This is a genomic window from Neobacillus sp. SRL179, from assembly GCF_984799095.1.
The window spans coordinates 1830879-1850004 of record NZ_OZ481792.1; the positions used below are offsets into that span (position 1 = coordinate 1830879).

Below are 19126 nucleotides of genomic sequence, written 5' to 3' on the forward strand. Positions count from 1 at the left end.
ACCAACCCTTTTTTTTCTCATATACATGAAAGGATTTAGTGATGAAAGAAAGGGGGAGGCTGCACTGTATCCAAATAATCCGTTTCAGCCTTTCTATCCATACTATGACTACAGACAAGGGCTATTTCAAAAAATATTTGCTTGTTATCAGCAAAAGCGATGGATCCGATTATCTTTCCGAGATGGCACCACTGCTGAAGGGTTTATTAAAACCTATGACCTTTCAAGGGGAGTATTAATTTATGTACCGATGCAAAGGTATACCATTTCGTGTGAAGGTGGAAGGGTGGATTCATTGCAAAAAGCACAGACATGCATAGGCAAAAGATCCACTTTGTCACTCTCCAATAGTATTCGACTAACTTTTACCATACAAGATGTTGACCAATCTCAAAATATTGGAGGATGGGTGAACATCAATGAACTTATGGCGGTATCCGGTCAGGTAGTGGACGCGAGTTGTATATAGCTGGGATGATGATATGCAAAAAAAAGGGCGATGACAGCAGTGTGTCACCGCCCTTTGTGCGCAGTATCTGCAATAGCTCTGTTAAGTCATTAGTATCTATTAGTTAACTTAGTGGTATCTAAGTCATGATGTACTTTTTCAGAGGGAATAGTTGGATTCGGTACTTGACCTTGTGCAATTGGCTCTTCAATAAACATAAAATCTCCCGTGCCATCTGGTGCACTTCCTTTTGCCCAAAGACCTTCAGAAGATTCACTGCCTTCTGAGAGATTCCAAAACTCGTAGGCATGAGGCTGGGCTTCCTTTTCAGCTTCAGGAGGGAAGGAAGCTGGCACAACCACACCATTTTTCTCTTCCAGCTCTGCGATGGCAGCCATCCATTGATATTGGTGGTATCGGTCACGAGCAAGCATTTTGCGAAATGTTGCACGTACCCCTTCATCAGTTGTCATATGGTAGAGACGAGCTACTTGAAGCCTGCCTTGACTTTCTGCGTGTAAATTAGAACGCATATCTGCTAGTAAATTTCCACTTGCCACAATGTATGCACCGTTCCAAGGGACTCCATTTGAATTAGTCGGCAGCCCGCCAAGACCACTAACGAGCAAATGCTGTGGATCAATCCCGCCCATGATGGCAGCAGTAGCAGGGTCTTTTGCTGCTTCCGCCTGATCATCTGGAGAAGCCCCATCCAGCAATTGACTGATTAAGGAGCAGAGCATTTCAACATGCCCTATTTCCTCTGTCCCAATATCCATCAACATGTCTTTATACTTTTCTTCACCACGACAATTAAACCCTTGGAAAAGATACTGCATCATAACCGTCATTTCTCCAAATTGACCGCCAAGTACTTCCTGTACTCGTCGGGCGAGCATTGGATCTGGTCGTTCTACTTTAACCTCAAACTGTAATTGCTTTTGGTGTCGAAACATAAAATCCTCCTCTTCGCATTTAAAATTCTATATTTTAATACCCCTCATTCCTATCCATCAATCGTTTTTTGACAGGAAAGATTGGCGGAGATTAACAATATCCTTGCGGTATAACTCTGGTGATTTTTGGATGGAGTTAGTATTTTGTCATTAGACTAAGAATATACCAAGTGGAAGTTTGTCCCTCCGCAGCTTTTAAAAGTGATATTAATTTTATTGTTTTGAAGTAGTATTTTTTTCGAATTTTCTAAATAAGTATAAATAAATTCAAATATAGAGATAGTGGTTCTAATATAGAAACAATATTGAAGGGGGGAAAATAAATGGCTCTAAAAACGTTGGATAATTCGTTAGAAGTTTTTAATTATTTTACAAAAGAAAAATCTGAATGGGGGGTTCGTGAGTTAGCGAAAGAAATAGGAATTAATCACTCTATTGTTTACCGAATACTATCAACCTTTGAACAACATGGTTTCTTAAAAAAAGATGAACAAACGAATAAATATGTTTTAGGGCTTAAATGCCTAGAATATGGATTAATTGTCCAAGAAAAACTTCGTATCTCTGAAATTATTAATCCGGTAATGGAAAAGTTAAGAGATGAAACAGGAGAATCTATTTATTTAACATGGTTAGACAATCTCGAAGGGATTTGTGTATCCATTTTTGAAAGTCCTCAAAATATAAAATGCCAGGTAACTTTGGGCAGCCGAACCCCTTTGTATGCCGGTGCTTCTGCAAAGGCCATTATGGCTTTTTTAGCGGAACAGAAGCAGCAAACAATATTAGAAAGAGGTTTAGTAAAATGGACAAATAAAACGATTACCAAACCTGAAACCCTCTGGACCAATCTCGAACAAATTAAAAAGAATGGATGGTCCTATTCTGTAGGAGAATATAGCGAAAATGTGGTAGGAATTGCAGTTCCAATTTTTGATTATAAAGGAGATATTATAGGATCCCTGACATTGGGAGCACCAGAATATCGCTTACCAAGTAGTAAGGTTCCCTCTGTACTTGGAAAAGTTCAAAAAAGAGGGGAGGAAATACAAGAAAATATTAAAAAATATCGTATTGATAAAATGATAGTATGTGGCGGTCCCATAGTTTATTAGCAAAATAATTATCTATCATTCTGATTTAAACGTTGGAGGTTAATTTATGTTGAATAAACAGGTGTTAGAATTATTTGAACTGTTGGATAGGCCTAATGCGAGTGGAAGAAGTGTGAAAAAACACTTTGAAAGTACTGGTTTCTCTAATGTTGATATTGAAACAGTTAAAGAGGATCGAGGGAGCACTGATTTTATCAAGTTGGTTATTCCAGGTATAAATGGAAAAAGAAAAGGTGGAAACGCTCCTACACTTGGTATTATTGGTCGCTTAGGTGGAATTGGAGCACGTCCTGAAATGGTCAGTTTTGTTTCTGATGGCGATGGAGCATTAGCTGCACTTTCTGCTGGATTGAAAATTGTTGATATGAATTTAAAAGGGGATAAGCTCCAGGGAGATGTTATTGTTTGTACCCACATAGATCCTGATGCACCGACATTACCACATGAGCCCGTTCCATTTATGGACTCAGTTGTTGATATTAAAACGATGAACCTGTACGAGGTAGATAAAGAAATGGATGCCATCCTTTCTATTGATACAACTAAAGGAAATCGGATTGTCAATCATACGGGGGTGGCTATTACCCCAACTGTAAAAGAGGGCTATATTTTACGTGTTAGTGAAGACCTTCTCGGTGTTTTACAAAATGTAACAGGGAATCTGCCTGTTGTACTACCTATTACTACACAAGATATTACTCCCTACGGAAATGGGATTTATCATTTAAATAGCATCTTGCAGCCGTGTATAGCGACTTCAGCCCCAGTTGTAGGAATTGCAATTACTGCTGGAGCTGTTGTTGCTGGGTGTGCAACTGGTTCTTCAAGGCTTCAAGATGTAGAGGCAGCTGCTCGGTTTTCTGTAGAAGTTGCCAAGTTATTTGGGGATGGAAAAATGCAGTTTTTTAATCGAAGAGAGTTTAATCTCTTGGTATCATTGTATGGTTCATTAAAACACTTACAAACGTCGGGAGTGAGTATCTCTTGAAAAAACTTGGAGTCATAACCATTGGTCAGGCACCTCGAAGTGATGTCAGTCCCATTCTTGAAAAATATATTGGGAATCATGTGGAAATAAAACAAGTGGGTGTGTTAGATGGGATGACGAAGGAATACATCGAAAGGTCACTTTATCCAGAAAGAGATGATTATGTACTAACAACACGTTTATTATCTGAGGACTCTGTTGTTTTGTCGAGAAAAAAAATTACCCCAATTTTACAGCAAAAAATAAACGAGTTAGAAGAGAATGGGTATGAGCTTATACTTTTGCTTTGTACTGGTGTTTTTCCTGGCCTTTATACAAAAAATGCACGTTTAATTGAACCAGATCATGTGATACCACCATCCGTAAACGCATTAGTTGGAAATCGCAAGTTTGGTTTAATTGTCCCTTTGGCAGAGCAAGAAAGGGACTTGGCGGATAAATGGTCAAATGTCTCACTCAAACCAATTTGTGCTTCAGTATCTCCCTATGATTTTGATTATAAACGTTTGCAAGAGGCAGCTGAGCAAATGAAAAAAGAAAATGTAGAGATTATCTTGATGGATTGCATGGGATATATGGAGGAAATGAGGAATTCATTGAAAGAAATTACTAAAACTCCTGTAATTCTTTCTAATGCTATTATAGCTAAACTCATTTCTGAAATTATATTGTAGAAGGGCGGTAAATTAGAAAATGGTCGATCTGCACGTTATCTAAATGGTAAAGAATTAATAGAGTGAGTGATGGGGTAAAGGGTACTGCTTGCTTGGAGAGGATATGGGTAGAACATCTTGACGTTTATTTCGATAATCAAAAAATACTAGTCGTGGACAGCTCGTTTTTGATTAAACAATACGGGGGGATAATTACATGGCGGAAACTTTGAATCGATCAAAGCAAGATAAAGGGGACGACTTTGCATCAGAAAGAGTACCTTTTGAAAAACGATATCACTGGCTGACGATTACCGTAATTCGGTTTGGGCAGATGTCAGCGTTATCTCAATTCCTTTTGGGTGCAACTTTAGGGTTTGGAATGACCTTTTGGGACGCATTTTGGGCACTTACATTAGGTGCAGTTGTGCTCGAAGCCGTAATGATTTTAGTGGGAATTATAGGCATGAAAGAAGGTTTGCAGACGTCACTATTATCTCGCTGGACTGGGTTTGGTTATTTCGGTTCTGCAATTCTTGGGTTAATAATTGGGATTTCTAATGTTGGCTGGTTTGGGGTGCAAAATGCAGTATTTGCCTCAGGTCTTGAACAAATGATTGGTGTTCTGCCATTTTGGGTATGGGCAATTATTTCGGGGGCCCTAGTTATAGCCATTGTTTACTTCGGTGTTTCTTCGATGGGGCTAGTAGCCTATATCACGGTTCCTTTATTCCTGATAGTCTGTTTTTATTCCATAGGGGAGGCTTTGTCAGGACATTCATTAGGAGAATTAATTGCCAGTTCAGCCCCCGGTCCTCATTTAAGTATTACAGCCGGCGCAACACTGGTTGCTGGAGCGTTTATAGTCGGTGGAGCAGTAACTCCAGATATGACTCGATTCAATCGTTCTGCTGGTGATGTTGTCAGGCAAACTTTAATTGGCATTACCTTGGGTGAGTACGCTGTTGGTTTAATTGGTGTTTTATTGGCACATGCGATTAAAACAGCAGACGTGATCAGCATAGTTCTATCAACCAGTGGAATTATTGGCACAATTATATTAATTGCATCTACTGTGAAAATTAATGACTGGAATCTCTATAATAGTACTTTGGGTGTCATCAACTCAGTAGAGATTATCACTGGAAAAAAACCTAGTAGAAAACTAATCACTTTAATCATTGGAGGACTTGGTGTTCTTTTCTCAGCATTAGGTATTTTGGACCACTTTATTGGATTTTTAAGTTTGTTAAGTGTATGCATTCCACCAATTGCCAGCATTATGATTGTTGATTACTTCATACTACGTCGCCAACGTAGTTTACTGGATGAATCGCGCCAGAAGGGTGTTCTGCCAAGTGTGACAGAACGCTGGAATCCTGTTTGCATTGTTGCATGGATTGGTGGTGTTTTAGCCGGACAATTTATACATTGGGGTATTACATCACTGAATTCATTGGTTGTATCTGGTCTAATCTATTATCTAGGTGGAGTCCTCTTTTTGAAAAAAAGACAGAAATCATAGCCAAGTGAGTTGGATACTATTGTTTAAGATTTACCATCTTATAGGTAACTGATATTTCACTGTTCGCTTTGAGTGAAAGGGGACTAGGGAAGATGAGAAATATAAAAATAGCGTTGGTACAATTTGAAAGCAAAATATCAGATGTCGAATATAACATTTCCAAAGCACTTCAATTTATTAAACAAGCTGCAGAACAGAAGGCAGACCTGATTTTGTTTCCAGAATTATTTTCAACAGGCTATGATCTAGATTTGATCGGAAATCAATATTATAAATTAGCAGAGGGATTAACAGAGCGAACTGTTTCTACTTTTCAGGAACAGGCTCGTCAGCACAATATTAACATTGTGGCACCAATAGCCACTCATGGGGGAGTACCAGGAGTGATTTATAATAGTGCTGTAGTGATAAATCGAAACGGTGAATTGAATGGAGTATATCATAAAACTCACCTATGGGCAGGGGAGAAGTTTTTCTTCAAAGAGGGAACTGAAATACCTGTATTTAATTTAGATTTTGGTAGAATTGGTGTTATGATTTGCTACGATGGGGGATTTCCGGAGGTTTCCCGAACTTTAGCACTTAATGGTGCAGAACTAATTTTATGCCCCTCAGCCTTCCCTAATAGGGATAAACATATGTGGGACATTTATTTTAAATCGCGTGCCTTAGAAAATGCCTGTTTCGTTGCTTCTGTCAATTGTGTTGGAAAACAGCTCTTTGGGAATAATAAACTTGTAAATCCGAATGGAGAGATTCTTTTAGAAGGTAATATGAATAAAGAAGAGTTACAAATTGAAGAAATTGATTTGGAATTGGTAAACGAATATAGAATAAGAAATCCATTTCTTCGGGATTTAAAACCTGACATATATAATTTGTGATCTGGATTCCTGCTGGTGTATGATGGTAATTGATTGGTGGGCTCTAATCCCACGAAACCATTTAATTCACAAAATAATTATTTAACCGCAAGGGTGGATATTTCACTCATGCGGTTTTTTTATTTAATCAACAATTTAGATTGATTTGTTGAGTAAACAACAAATTGCGCGAATTTAACGATTGTAAGCAGTGTATTTCTATTTATAATTATAAAAAATCGAGATGAAAAAGTTCTTTTAGTGCATAAGTATTGAAATGATTCTAAAATTAAGAAATACTGCTGGAATTTAAGCATACATGAGGGAATTAAATAATTCAGACAGAATAGGGGCTGATGATTTGAAATTAGTAGATATCGCTGGAAGGAAAGTATCACCTCTTGGAATGGGGACTTGGAATATTGGCAATGATGCCCAAATTGAGAAAATGGAAATGGATGCAATAACATTAGGTCTAAATAAAGGGGTTCACGTTATTGACACCGCGGAAATGTACGGAGATGGAAAATCGGAACTTCTAGTAGGAAAAACAATTAAAAATTTCCCACGTGAAAACCTATTTTTAATCTCAAAAGTACTACCCGAGAATGCATCAAGAGATAAATTACCAATAAGCTTGGATCAAACACTTAAGAGACTTCAAGTGGATCAGATCGATTTGTATTTATTGCATTGGCAGGGCAGTGTTCCAATAGAAGAGACGGTTATGGCAATGGAAGAGATGAAAAAAATCGGTAAAATTAAAGCTTGGGGTGTTTCAAACTTTGACACAAACGACTTAAAAAGACTACTGGAACTGCCTTTCGGAAAAAATTGTGCGGCTAATCAAGTAAAATATAATGTTACTGACCGCGGGATAGAATATGATTTAATTCCATTTATGAAAAACATGAATATGCCGCTTATAGCATATTCCCCCATTTTAAAAGGAAATGTTTCGGATTTGAATCATAAGAAAAAAGCCATTTTGGAGGAAATCGCAAATCATCATCAAACAAGTATTTTTCAGATTTTATTGGCCTGGACAATGCGGGACGGTCATACTATTTCCATCCCGAAATCGGGAAATTCCCAGCATATGAAAGAAAATGCTGATTCTGTCAATATTACTTTAAATGAATTGGAGCTCTCTAAAATTGACTCTGTCTTCAGAAAACCTCAATCAAAACAAAGGCTTGCCCTCTGGTAATTAGTAAAAATGAGATTCTTAATAGATAAAAACTAGAATAACCTGAGTCCACTAGAATGGGAGACTCAGGTTATTTCATTTCTTTAAAATTGTTTGTTCAACTATTCTAGGTTCCTATCTAACAATGCACCCGTTTGTCCTGCCATATCACGGGCCGGCAACGGCATTCCATTCTTGAACCACCATTCTACAGCGCCAACGACCGCTGAACCAAAAAACTGAAGAATAACCTCTTCGCTTAATCCTTGATTTTTTCCCTCGGTTATTACCACCTCTTGTTTAAACTCTTGAATGACTAACTCAAGAAAACGACTGCGGAAAGAGGGTGCCCCTTTACTTGCTAACATCGTTGAAAAAAATAAATAATGCTGCTCAAAGTATTCGTACCAGACATAATTTCCTTCTTCAAACGTCATCTCAGCTGCGGATTGGCATAATTCTCGGAGATTGTCCATATGTTCTTCAATCATCTTATCCAAAAGGTCGTATTTATCCGTGTAATGAAGATAAATGGTTCCTCGATTCACATCTGCTCTATCCGCAATATCCTGAATGGTAATATCATCAAAGCTTTTTTCTGACATCAATTCAGTTACTGCATTTTTTATTGCCGCTTGGCTTTTGGCTATTCTTCTATCTACTTTAGACATCTTATTTCACCATTCTCCTAAAGATAATCAACAATTTTACTAGATTTGTTGAGTAATCAACGAATTGAATTCATTTAACCATTGAAAGTATCAAGGGCTTTTTTATAATTATAAACAGATGTTGATTAATCAATCAATATTAATTTTGAAAGCAGCACCTTTAACAAAATTTAGGAAAAATAAAAAAACTCAAACAGGGGGCTTATTTATGGACCGTGTGGAAAAGAGCGAGGAAAAATACAAACAGCTATTTGGAAATGGAGTACCTGCCGCATACGCAACCGATCCTGATTTTCAGGACATCCTTAGCCGCTTTATTTTTGGAGAAGTTTTCTATCAGGGAAACCTGGATGATAAACAACGTGAACTTATCACTTTGGTTGTACTTACTACTAACCAAACGTTGCCTCAGCTAAAAGCACATGTAATTGCTGCATTAAACGTTGGACTGACACCCGTAGAAATTAAAGAGGCTGTTTACCAGTGTGCTCCATACATTGGATTTCCCAAAACATTAAATGCTATCAATGGGGTCAACGAGGTTTTCAAAGCAAAGAATATCGCTTTACCAATAGAAAGCCAAAAAACGGTAGATGAAGAAAATCGCTTTGAGAAGGGACTGTCCGTACAGGTAGAGATTTTTGGTGATGTGATTGCAAAAATGCAAGAGGGTGCCCCAGCAAATCAAAAGCATATACAGGAATATCTATCCGCTTTTTGCTTCGGAGATATCTATACTCGCGAGGGACTTGATTTGAAAACACGGGAATTGTTAACACTTTGTATAATCAGTACGCTTGGCGGTTGTGAAAGCCAAGTAAAATCACATGTATCGGGTAACAAAAATGTGGGCAATGACAAGGAAACCTTGATTAGTGCCATCACTCACTGCCTCCCATATATGGGCTTCCCGAGAACACTGAACGCATTAGCTTGTGTTAATGAAGTTATTCCTGAAAATTAAGGAAGTAGAATAGGGGATGCCACATAATTGTATAAAACATTGATCTGGCAGGAATGAAGAACAAAAGAAAGAATAAGAAAAGGAGACAAAAGTATGTTTAACGAAACTTTCAAATTATCAAATGGTGTAGAAATTCCCAAATTAGGTCTTGGTACTTGGCTGCTTGACGATGCGCAGGCAGCACAGGCCGTGCGTGATGCAATATCGATCGGATATCGTCATATTGATACTGCTCAGGCATATATGAATGAAGCTGGTGTCGGCGAAGCAATCCGTTCGTGCGGTGTTGCAAGAGAAGAACTCTTCATTACGACAAAGGTTGCTGCAGAAGCCAAGACCTATGATGCAGCTGCACGGTCTATTGATGAGTCTTTAGCAAAGTTGGGACTTGCTTACATTGATCTTCTGATCATTCACAGCCCACAGCCTTGGATGGAATTCCGTGAGGAGAACCGTTACTTCGAGGAAAACAAAGAAGCATGGAAAGCAATGGAGGATGCCTATAAGGCAGGCAAGGTAAAGGCAATCGGTCTTTCTAACTTCCTTCAGGATGATGTTGAGAATATTCTTGCGAACTGTGAGATCAAGCCTATGGTAAATCAGGTATTGGCACACGTGAGCAATACCCCTTTTGAACTAATTGATTTCTGCCAGAAGAATGACATTTTGGTAGAAGCATATTCACCCATTGCACACGGTGCAGTTCTCAATCATGCAGAGATAAAGGGAATAGCGGTTAAGTATGGAGTATCTGTTGCCCAGCTTTGCCTGCGTTATTGCTTACAGCTTGGTCTTGTCGTCATTCCTAAGACAGCAAATCCGGACCACATGAGAAACAATGCAGAACTTGATTTTGTAATTCTAGATACAGATATGGAGATTTTGAGAAATGTAGAGCACCTTCAGAATTATGGTGAGCATAGCTTCTTCCCGGTATTTGGCGGTAAGTTAAAATAAACAGGTAATTGGAACAATGATATGATTATCCACAACCGTTCAAGTTTGGTTCAAATTTTAAAAATATAGTTTACCGGAGGAATTCAAATGGCAAAACATGAAGAAGTAAAAAATGGCGTTATTTTCCCAGTGGGCGAGAAGAATGAAGCATATGCCCAATTTTTCGTGGGACAGAGTTATCTTAAAGGATTAGTTGCTGATCCTAAAGTGAATGTCGGTGTTGGGAATGTGACCTTCGAACCAGGATGTCGAAATAACTGGCATATCCATCGTGATGGATTTCAAATTTTATTAGTAACTGGTGGCGAAGGTTGGTACCAAGAAGATGGAAAACCTGCTCAATTCTTAAAAGCTGGTGATGTCATTGTCACCCATGATGGTGTAAAACACTGGCATGGTGCTGCAAAAGACAGTTGGTTTGAGCACATAGCAATCACTGCAGGTACGCCTGAATGGTTGGAACCAGTATCAGATGAGGAATATAACAAAGTAAACGCAGATTGAATACATCGGTGCGCAAAAGGTTATGGTTGATAACTAAGACTAATAAAAAAAGAGAGTGGGGATATCTGCAAAGGCATTCCCCACCCATAATACCATTCTTATAAAGTAGATTCCCTTTCCAAATAGGAAGACTTTATTAAAAGAGGGGGATAGCCAATTCCTTGAGTACAAATTTACTTCCATTATACTACGATAAAATATACTGCACCTGTACTGTAAAAATGAAGCACATTGCAAAATGTGGTAAGTAAGCTGTGAAATAAAATATTCTGCCACATAAATAACCATCTTTGATTAATTAGAAGGGGCAATAATAAAAATTGCCCCTATTGTGTTTCGTTAATTTTCCTCCAAAGTGTTGTTCTACTGATTCCTAAAAACTTTGCGGCCATATTTCTATTTCCGCTAAATTTGTCTAATGCTTGTTGAATTAGTTGTGATTCCGTCAGTTCTTTATCTTCAGCAGGTCTTTCATATTCGGGATAAAGGGCTTGTTGAAGAAGACTTTGGATAGAGTTCTGGGTAATTTTTTCTCCTTTAATTAAAACAGTAAAACGTTCAGCAACATTCTCTAATTCTCTCACGTTGCCCGGCCAGGAATGATACTGTAAACATTCAAGCTGATCCTGTGTAAGAATTTTCAAAAGATGAACTTCATTATTGATAAAATACTTAAATAATAAGGAAATATCTTCTTTCCGGTTCCGTAAAGGTGGAATGAATAGCTGCAAAACATTAATTCGAAAATATAAATCCTCTCTGAATATACCCTTTTTTACAGCTTCCATTAGATTTTTATTGGAGGCTGCGATAATCCTTATATCTATTGGGATGACTTGATCACCGCCAATTCGCATTATTTCCTTCTCTTGGAGAACACGCAAAAGCCTTGATTGAAGATGGAGGGGAAGTTCACTGATTTCATCTAAAAAAATGGTCCCCTGGTGTGCCATCTCAAAAAGTCCCGGCTTTCCACCTTTCCGTGCCCCTGTAAAGGCTCCTTCTTCATAACCAAACAGTTCACTATCCAAAAGACTCTCAGGAAGTGCTGCACAGTTTACCGCAACAAAGGGATAAGTACTTCGGTGGCTATCCCTATGTATGCTTTGTGCAAAAAGTTCCTTTCCTGTTCCGGACTCACCATGGATGAGAATAGAAGAGTTGCTTTTACTATATTTTTTAGCTTTTTGAATCGCTTCCTGCATAAGAGGGGAAGTCCCAATGATATCGTCAAATGAATAATTGGCTACCAGTTGCTTTTGTGAAATTTTTTTGCGAATCCTTCTTTCTGTCTCTTGCACCTGGTCTACATCATTTAATGCAAGAATATATCCCATCTTCTCTCCGTTTAATATGACGGGAGCGATATCTGCAACAAGTTTTTTTTGCTTATGTTCAAAAATGATATTATATTGGGCTTCATCCTCTTCATTGACAAGTGTGGGTATGACCTCGTGCAATGTCTTTCCGATAACTTGCGTTCGTTTCATACCAAGTAATTTTTCTCCAGCCATACTCATTACATTAACACGAAGGTCTCGGTCCGTGGAAATGACCCCATTACGATTCATGTCGACGATTGTTTTAAACAGAACTGCTTGCTCCAGTTCATTTCGATAAGCCATTAAAATATTTAAAGCATCCTGAAAGGCAGCCCTCATTGAAAGATTGGAATAATAAGATACTCCGTTCAATCCATAGTTTGGTGCCATTGCGCAAATCCAGCTACCGCCAATTACATGACTGTAACCTTTATTCTGGATTTTCTCCAATATAGCATATCCCTCTTCTTTATTTCTGAATGAATATTGAGTGATTCGAACGTTAAGTAAATTTGATACCTGGGAGAGTTCTTTCATATTTTCTTGAAAATTAACCACTACTACATCCCTCGAACCTAACTCCTTTATTGATTTTAAGACTTCATAACCAGTTACTTTAACTGGGATGACCAAATTTTTTAAGGATTTCTTTAGCGCTAGAGCACTTCGATCCCCGCTAATGACGATAGTAGCAGGCTCAAAGTCCGACTGTAAGTGTTGGACGGAATCAACTGCTAGTAAATGTGAAGGGATTTCTCTGATTTCATACTCTACCCATGTTGGAATATCAAAACCTTCAATTACCCTTTTTGCTAAATCAGAAAAGACTGTGTAACCAAGTAAAACAATTTTTGGCAGCATTTATGCAACAATCTCCATTCTTAATATTATTGGTTGAATAATAACATAATTTTGAATATTTTGAAACATATTAAACATTTATTGTTTCAATTGAAACAACTTTGCAGAATAACAATTATAGGAAAGCTATAAATACTTGGGTTAAGGAATTGGCACAGAAATTGCATTTAACATTATTAAGCTCCAAAACATTCAACTGATAGTGTTATTTGGGGCATCAATTTAGCAATCATTGGTTATGAAAAGGAGGGGTAGAAGTGCAGCCACTTTCAGGTTTAAAGGTTATTGATTTAACTCAGGTTTTATCCGGACCTTATTGTACGATGGTGCTTGGTGATATGGGGGCAGAAGTCATCAAAGTAGAGAAGTTTCCAAATGGTGATGACACAAGAAGAATGGGCAGCATTGACGATAAGGACAACTACGGTTTCAACATGTTGAATCGAAATAAAAAAGGAATAAAAGTTAATCTAACCATGGAGAAAGGAAGGGAGATTATTTATAGGTTGGTGGAGACAGCAGATGTCTTCGTTGAGAATTTTCGTCCAGGAGTAGCAAAGAAACTAGGAGTTGATTATGAAACACTAAAGAAACGAAACCCTCAATTAATCTATTGTTCCATTTCGGGATATGGTCAGACCGGACCTTATAGCCAGAAGGGAGGGTATGACATTATGGCTCAGGGGATGTCAGGAATTTTGAGCATGACAGGTGAGCCAGACGGAAGACCAGTCAAAGTGGGTATTGCTTTACATGATACTGCTGCAGCTGTAACTGCTCTTTATCATATTCTTCTTGCTTATATTTATAAATTGAAATCAGGGGATGGACAGTACATCGATATTTCCCTAGTAGAATCCGGATTAGCTTGGACAGTATGGGAAGCAGCTGCGTTATTTAGTAATGGGCAGGTAGCAGAACCAAATGGTACACGACATAGATTGATTGCTCCCTATCAAGGCTTTCGAACCAAAAATGGTTACATCCTTGTAGGCGCTGCAAATCAGAAGCTGTGGGAATTGTTTTGCAAGCATGTTGTAGAAAAAGAAGAATGGATTACTGATCATCGCTTTATCACGGGGAAGGATCGCGTCCAAAACGTTAACGAGCTTGAACATCTGATTGAAAATATCCTTTCAAAAGAGAGTTCTGAAATCTGGTTACAGAAGTTAGAATCAGTTGGGATTCCCTGTGGTCCAATTAACACCTATGAAGAAGCACTGCAAAATGAACAAATTATTAGCAGGGGGATGGTTATAGAAGGAAAGCATCCACGAGGAGGAGTTATGAAAATGTTGGGCTTCCCTGGAAAAATGTCTAAGACACCAGCACAATTCAAAACTTCTGCTCCATTACTTGGACAGCATAACGAGCAAATTTTGAAAGAACTTCACTATAGTGAAGCAGAAATTCGTCAATTAAAAGAGGAGTTAGTTATATAAGGAGTGATAGAAATGTATAAGGAAATTGAAGTAACACAAACAAATGGTATTTATCAAATTACTTTTAATAGACCAAAGGTTTTAAATGCAATTAACTTCACATTAGCAGAAGAGGTTTTGGATGCCTTAGAGTTGATTGAAAAAAATGAGGATTGCAGAGTACTCATTCTAACTGGGAATGGGAGGTCATTCACAGTAGGAGCAGATACTACTGCAGTAGAAAAAATGGAAAACAGTGAATACGAGAATTATATGACCAGATTTTCACAAATGCTAACTGCTGTTGAACAATTTCCCGCGCCAGTCATCGCCATGATCAATGGCTTTGCCTTTGGAGGAGGGGCAGAATTAGCTAGTGTTTGTGACATTCGTTTTGGCAGTTCTCAAGCAAAGTTCCGCTTTCCAGGGGCTTCATATGGTATTGTTTTAAGCGCTGCAACCCTTTCAACAATTGTTTCTCTGTCAAAAGCAAAGGAACTTCTCTTTGCTTCAAGTATCGTTGAAGCCGAAGAGGCGTACCGAATTGGTCTCTTAAACCAGCTTGTTGATGACACAGAATTAGAGGCGGTTACCTATAGGTATGCAGAAAGTATTTTAAAAAATACAGTCCAACCCGTGTTGAAGGCAAAGGAAGTCCTCAATCATGTTGTTGGGTTGACCAAGGAAGCCCGAAAGCAGGTTGAGGGTGAAGCAACAATTTACTTAAAGACACACACAAGCCAACGCGAGACCTTCTCTTCCTTTTCTAAGAAGAGAAAGACTGCAGAGCGGGATTGGTAAGGAGGATAATCATGAAGTCATTGGAAGGTTGTTTGGTATTGGATCTAACAAGAGTGCTTGCTGGACCATATTGCACGATGGTTCTAGGGGATTTGGGGGCAAGGGTCATTAAGATTGAAGTACCTGGGACGGGAGATGATTCCCGTGGATATGGACCATTTCAAAATGGGCATAGCGCTTACTTTATGAGTATAAACCGTAATAAACAAAGTATGACCTTGAACCTGAAGACCGATGAGGGAAAGCAGATTTTCGAGAAACTTGTTAAGAAGGCAGACGTTTTAGTAGAAAATTTTAGGCCGGGTACAATGGAAAAACTAGGCTACCCTTTTGAAGTGTTAAAAGAATTAAACCCTGGACTAGTCTATACAACGGTCTCTGGATTTGGACACACAGGTCCTTTTAGTCAAAAACCTGCTTATGACATTATTGTGCAGGCTTTAGGAGGAATGATGAGTATCACAGGCGAGGAAGGAGGGACTCCGATGAAAGCAGGAGCTTCTATCGGGGATATCACTGCTGGTTTATTTGCTGCTATCGGTACTTTAGGCGCCCTCGCTTCTATCTCGAAGGGGAGTGAAGGACAGCATGTGGATATTTCTATGCTCGATAGTCAAGTTGCCATCCTAGAAAATGCTATATCTCGTTACTTTGTGGGTGGTGAAGTACCAAGTCCTATTGGCAACAGACATCCTTCGATAACACCCTTTTGTTCATTTTCTACATCAAACGGATATATCATTGTAGCTATAGGCAATGACTCAATGTGGAAAAAGTTTTGTAAACTACTAAATATTGAAAAGATTAATAATGACAGATTCATGACAAATGCCGATCGTACAAGTAACTGGAAGGAACTTCAAAAAATTTTCAAACCAGTATTTTTACAAAAGACAACGGAAGATTGGCATATTCTTTTGGAAGAAGCAGGCATTCCTAGTGGGCCTATCCAGTCAATTAATCAAGTTGTCACCCATCCGCAAGTACTTAGTCGTAATATGATAATGGAAATTGAGCATCCGGAGGCTGGGGTAGTGAAGATGGCGGCCAATCCAATTAAGTTATCAGATACAGTATGTCAGGACGTGACACACCCCCCGCTTTTAGGCCAACATACAGAATTTATTCTTAAAGAGTTAGGATATCTAGATGATGAGATTCAAGAATACAGGAATCAACAGATTATCTAGTCAAATACATTTTTAGGGGGAATGGTGAATGATACGTAAGCAATTAGTCAAAATGAAAGCGGTTACCTTTTGGTTGGTGGCTATTGTTTTAATTTTATCAGGATGTGCTACAACTCAGTCCTCAAATAAGGAGAAAGCAACTGAATCATCAAAGCCTGAGAAGGTGTTAACTGTAAAGATTGGGGTCACTCCATCCTTTTTGTTTCTTCCTGTTTATGTGGCACAAGAAGCCGGTTTCTTTGAAGAGGAAGGAGTAAAAGCCGAATTTGTAGAATTCCAAGGTGGAGCAGAAGTAACATCTGCCATGTTAGGTGGCAGTATTGATTTCGGAGGTTCATTATCCGAGCGTCCAGCAGTACTAGCTGAAAAAGGGATGACTGCTAAAAATGTAATGTCCTTGCAAAATAAATTAGCCTTTACCCTGGTCGCCAGACCTGACTTAGACATAAAGCCTGGTGATGTTAAAGCCTTGAAAGGGAAGAAAATTGGGGTAACACGTTTGGGGGGTGGATTGGATCAAGCATTAAGGGCTCTGCTTAGAGACGCTGGTTTGGATCCGGAAAAAGATGTATCGATAGTAGCAACAGGAGGAATAACCAGCGGGATGGCAGCCATGGAGTCCAAGGCCGTAGACGCAAGCATGGGTGCTGAGCCTGCAACATCAATGGGAATTTTGAAAGAAATATCTGAATCCGTAGTAGATTTACGTAATGGTGAAGGACCCAAATCTGTACAAACCATGAGTTTCCCTACTTTACAAGCAACTGATAAATACCTTCAGAATAATGAAGAGTTAACTCGAAGGGTCGTTCGAGCAATAGCAAAAGCACAAAAAGCGATGCGTGAGGATCCCCAACTTGGTGTAGATTCAGCCAAAAAGCTATTTAAAGATTTTGATGAAAAACTACTCCAATCAATTATGGAAAAGGAAAAAGGAATGTATCACGCTGCGATTACTGAGAATATGAGTGAAAATATCATTCAAGCAATGAAAACTTCAGGTGAAGTAACAAAAAACCTATCACATAAAGATATTACGGCTGTTGAATTTGATAAGGAATGGAAGGAGTCAGAATAATATTAATATTGGAGGGAATGAATTGAAGGTTAAAATATCGATTCGAGGGATTGGAAAGACTTTCGAGGCACAGAATGGGGTGGGCAAATCCCATTCTGTCCTCGAAAATATTGATTTAGATATTTTTGAAGGGGAGTTCTGCAGCTTAATTGGAGCAAGCGGCTGTGGCAAATCTACCTTACTCAATATTGTAGCTGGTCTAATTAATCCTAGCGATGGGACGATCTATGTAGATGGCGAGATAGTAAAGGGAATACACCCTAAGTTTGGGTACATGTTTCAAAAGGATACCTTGCTTCCATGGCTAACAATTTTGGATAATGTTATGTTACCACTTGAAATCCAAAGAGGTGCAAAACGAGAGATTGCTCTCCATTATCTAGAGATGGTTGGTCTGCAAGGGTTTGAACATCATTTTCCAAAGGAACTTTCTGGAGGAATGAGAAAAAGGGTTCAGTTAGCAAGGCTTCTTGCTCAGAATCCGGAAGTCTTGCTAATGGATGAGCCATTTGGTGCTTTAGATGCCCAAACCAAGTTAGTAATACAGGAGGAATTCTTAAAGATTTGGGAAAAGGAGAGGAAGACGGTTATTTTTGTTACCCATGATTTACAGGAGTCCATCACCCTCTCCGATCGGATAGTACTGTTATCGGCAAAGCCTGGGCGAGTACAAACCATTACTCCAGTTGATTTACCAAGACCCAGGATGCTGGAACATGCCATGAATAATGCAAAATTCAATCAATTATTTATGGATATTTGGGGCGGTCTTAAAGAGGAAGTACGAAAAAGCTTGCAAATAGTTATTTAAGGGGGGGAAAAGACACTCATGCCAAAGAAGGAGTTTGTAGAAATATGGGGCTTAAGGGGAGTCGCTTTATTCCTCATAGTAATTTGTTGGCAAGGTGTTCTCTGGATGGGCTTGACAACAGAGTTTTGGATTGGCAGCCCAGTTTCAATTGTCAAGAAGTTTATAGAGTATGTACTTACTTCAGAGTTATGGTTGCATACTTCTGTTACCATGGTTGAGACTTTGCTGGGTTTTCTTCTTGGTACCGTATTAGGGGTAGGATTTGCTTTCGTAGTTTACAGATGGAAGTGGCTTTATACAGCCCTTGAGCCATTTTTGACGGCTATATATAGTCTGCCAAGGGTGGCCTTGGCACCTTTATTTATTATGTGGTTTGGAATTGGAATCATGTCCAAAGTTATCTTATCAATCTCCATCGTCTTTTTCATCTTGTTTTATAATACTTACTCCGGAGTAAGAAGTGTGGATAAGGATCTGGTTAATAACGTTCGAACAATGGGGGGAAGTAATAGCCTTATCGTAAGAAAAGTAATACTGCCATGGTGTGTGCCTTGGATCTTCTCGGGAATGAAAATAGGGCTTGCGATGTCCCTGGTAGGAGCCGTCGTCGGGGAAATGCTAGCTGCACAATATGGATTAGGATTTGTCCTTGCACGTGCTGCTGGAGCTTTTGATACCACCGGGGTGTTTACTGTTCTGTTGATTTTAGCTTTATTGGCAATGTTACTAACTTCTATTATGGAAAGAATGGAAAAGAATTTGCTTAAGTGGCGCAAAGAGTAACATAAATATAATTTAAAATGAATTTT

18 protein-coding genes are annotated in these 19126 nt (G+C 38.8%); 15 read left to right on the forward strand and 3 right to left on the reverse strand.

The window, feature by feature from the left end; translation table 11 throughout:
* Positions 1-558: 558 nt before the first annotated feature.
* Positions 559-1404: a manganese catalase gene (locus AC4E8C_RS09075; RefSeq protein WP_490211779.1), complete on the reverse strand. Its 846-nt coding sequence runs from the start codon at positions 1402-1404 to the stop codon at positions 559-561.
* 323 nt (positions 1405-1727) lie between these two features.
* Between AC4E8C_RS09075 and AC4E8C_RS09080 the strand changes: the two genes are divergently transcribed.
* The 6 genes from AC4E8C_RS09080 (at position 1728) to AC4E8C_RS09105 (ending at position 7758) form a co-directional block, all read left to right on the forward strand.
* Positions 1728-2519: an IclR family transcriptional regulator gene (locus AC4E8C_RS09080; RefSeq protein WP_490211781.1), complete on the forward strand. Its 792-nt coding sequence runs from the start codon at positions 1728-1730 to the stop codon at positions 2517-2519.
* A gap of 46 nt (positions 2520-2565) precedes the next feature.
* Positions 2566-3507 carry a DUF1177 domain-containing protein gene (locus AC4E8C_RS09085; RefSeq protein WP_490211782.1) on the forward strand — a complete coding sequence of 314 codons (942 nt, stop codon included), beginning with the start codon at positions 2566-2568 and terminating at the stop codon, positions 3505-3507.
* Positions 3504-4181 (forward strand): AroM family protein, encoded by a 678-nt coding sequence (locus AC4E8C_RS09090; protein WP_490211784.1) that lies wholly within the window; start codon positions 3504-3506, stop codon positions 4179-4181. The genes AC4E8C_RS09085 and AC4E8C_RS09090 overlap by 4 nt, the downstream gene beginning before the upstream one ends.
* A 196-nt stretch (positions 4182-4377) precedes the next feature.
* Positions 4378-5685: a purine-cytosine permease family protein gene (locus AC4E8C_RS09095; RefSeq protein ID WP_490211785.1), complete on the forward strand. Its 1308-nt coding sequence runs from the start codon at positions 4378-4380 to the stop codon at positions 5683-5685.
* A 92-nt stretch (positions 5686-5777) separates the two neighbouring features.
* Positions 5778-6569, forward strand: a complete 792-nt coding sequence (locus AC4E8C_RS09100; protein WP_490211786.1) for a nitrilase-related carbon-nitrogen hydrolase — start codon at positions 5778-5780, stop codon at positions 6567-6569.
* A 340-nt stretch (positions 6570-6909) separates the two neighbouring features.
* Positions 6910-7758: an aldo/keto reductase gene (locus tag AC4E8C_RS09105; protein WP_490211787.1), complete on the forward strand. Its 849-nt coding sequence runs from the start codon at positions 6910-6912 to the stop codon at positions 7756-7758.
* A 101-nt stretch (positions 7759-7859) separates the two neighbouring features.
* Here the strand turns inward: AC4E8C_RS09105 and AC4E8C_RS09110 are convergent, their stop codons facing one another.
* Positions 7860-8408, reverse strand: coding sequence for a TetR/AcrR family transcriptional regulator (locus tag AC4E8C_RS09110; protein WP_490211788.1), 549 nt, complete (start codon positions 8406-8408; stop codon positions 7860-7862).
* A gap of 208 nt (positions 8409-8616) precedes the next feature.
* On the opposite strand from AC4E8C_RS09110, the gene AC4E8C_RS09115 reads away from it, so the two are divergent.
* The 3 genes from AC4E8C_RS09115 to AC4E8C_RS09125 all read left to right on the forward strand — a co-directional run bounded on the left by AC4E8C_RS09115 (position 8617) and on the right by AC4E8C_RS09125 (position 10833).
* Entirely contained in the window at positions 8617-9372 is a 756-nt protein-coding gene (locus AC4E8C_RS09115; protein WP_490211789.1) for a carboxymuconolactone decarboxylase family protein, read from the forward strand.
* A gap of 93 nt (positions 9373-9465) precedes the next feature.
* The gene (locus tag AC4E8C_RS09120; protein WP_490211790.1) at positions 9466-10329 is read left to right on the forward strand and encodes an aldo/keto reductase; all 864 of its coding nucleotides are present in this window, start codon (positions 9466-9468) and stop codon (positions 10327-10329) included.
* Between the two features lie 87 nt (positions 10330-10416).
* A complete protein-coding gene (locus AC4E8C_RS09125) occupies positions 10417-10833 on the forward strand; it encodes a cupin domain-containing protein (RefSeq protein WP_490211791.1) in 417 nt (138 codons plus the stop codon).
* Positions 10834-11159: 326 nt separating this feature from the next.
* On the opposite strand, the gene AC4E8C_RS09130 is transcribed toward AC4E8C_RS09125, so the two are convergent.
* Positions 11160-13016 (reverse strand): sigma 54-interacting transcriptional regulator, encoded by a 1857-nt coding sequence (locus tag AC4E8C_RS09130; RefSeq protein WP_490211792.1) that lies wholly within the window; start codon positions 13014-13016, stop codon positions 11160-11162.
* A 257-nt stretch (positions 13017-13273) separates the two neighbouring features.
* On the opposite strand from AC4E8C_RS09130, the gene AC4E8C_RS09135 reads away from it, so the two are divergent.
* From AC4E8C_RS09135 to AC4E8C_RS09160, 6 genes are read left to right on the forward strand one after another with little or no spacing between them, the layout of a single operon-like run.
* Positions 13274-14458 (forward strand): CaiB/BaiF CoA transferase family protein, encoded by a 1185-nt coding sequence (locus AC4E8C_RS09135; protein WP_490211793.1) that lies wholly within the window; start codon positions 13274-13276, stop codon positions 14456-14458.
* A 12-nt stretch (positions 14459-14470) separates the two neighbouring features.
* Positions 14471-15238, forward strand: coding sequence for an enoyl-CoA hydratase/isomerase family protein (locus AC4E8C_RS09140; RefSeq protein ID WP_490211794.1), 768 nt, complete (start codon positions 14471-14473; stop codon positions 15236-15238).
* A gap of 11 nt (positions 15239-15249) precedes the next feature.
* Complete coding sequence (locus tag AC4E8C_RS09145; RefSeq protein ID WP_490211795.1) at positions 15250-16428, forward strand: CaiB/BaiF CoA transferase family protein; 1179 nt, start codon at positions 15250-15252, stop codon at positions 16426-16428.
* 28 nt (positions 16429-16456) lie between these two features.
* Entirely contained in the window at positions 16457-17506 is a 1050-nt protein-coding gene (locus AC4E8C_RS09150) for an ABC transporter substrate-binding protein (protein ID WP_490211796.1), read from the forward strand.
* 22 nt (positions 17507-17528) lie between these two features.
* Positions 17529-18317 (forward strand): ABC transporter ATP-binding protein, encoded by a 789-nt coding sequence (locus tag AC4E8C_RS09155; RefSeq protein WP_490211797.1) that lies wholly within the window; start codon positions 17529-17531, stop codon positions 18315-18317.
* A gap of 18 nt (positions 18318-18335) precedes the next feature.
* Positions 18336-19100, forward strand: a complete 765-nt coding sequence (locus AC4E8C_RS09160) for an ABC transporter permease (protein ID WP_490211798.1) — start codon at positions 18336-18338, stop codon at positions 19098-19100.
* Positions 19101-19126 lie beyond the last annotated feature (26 nt).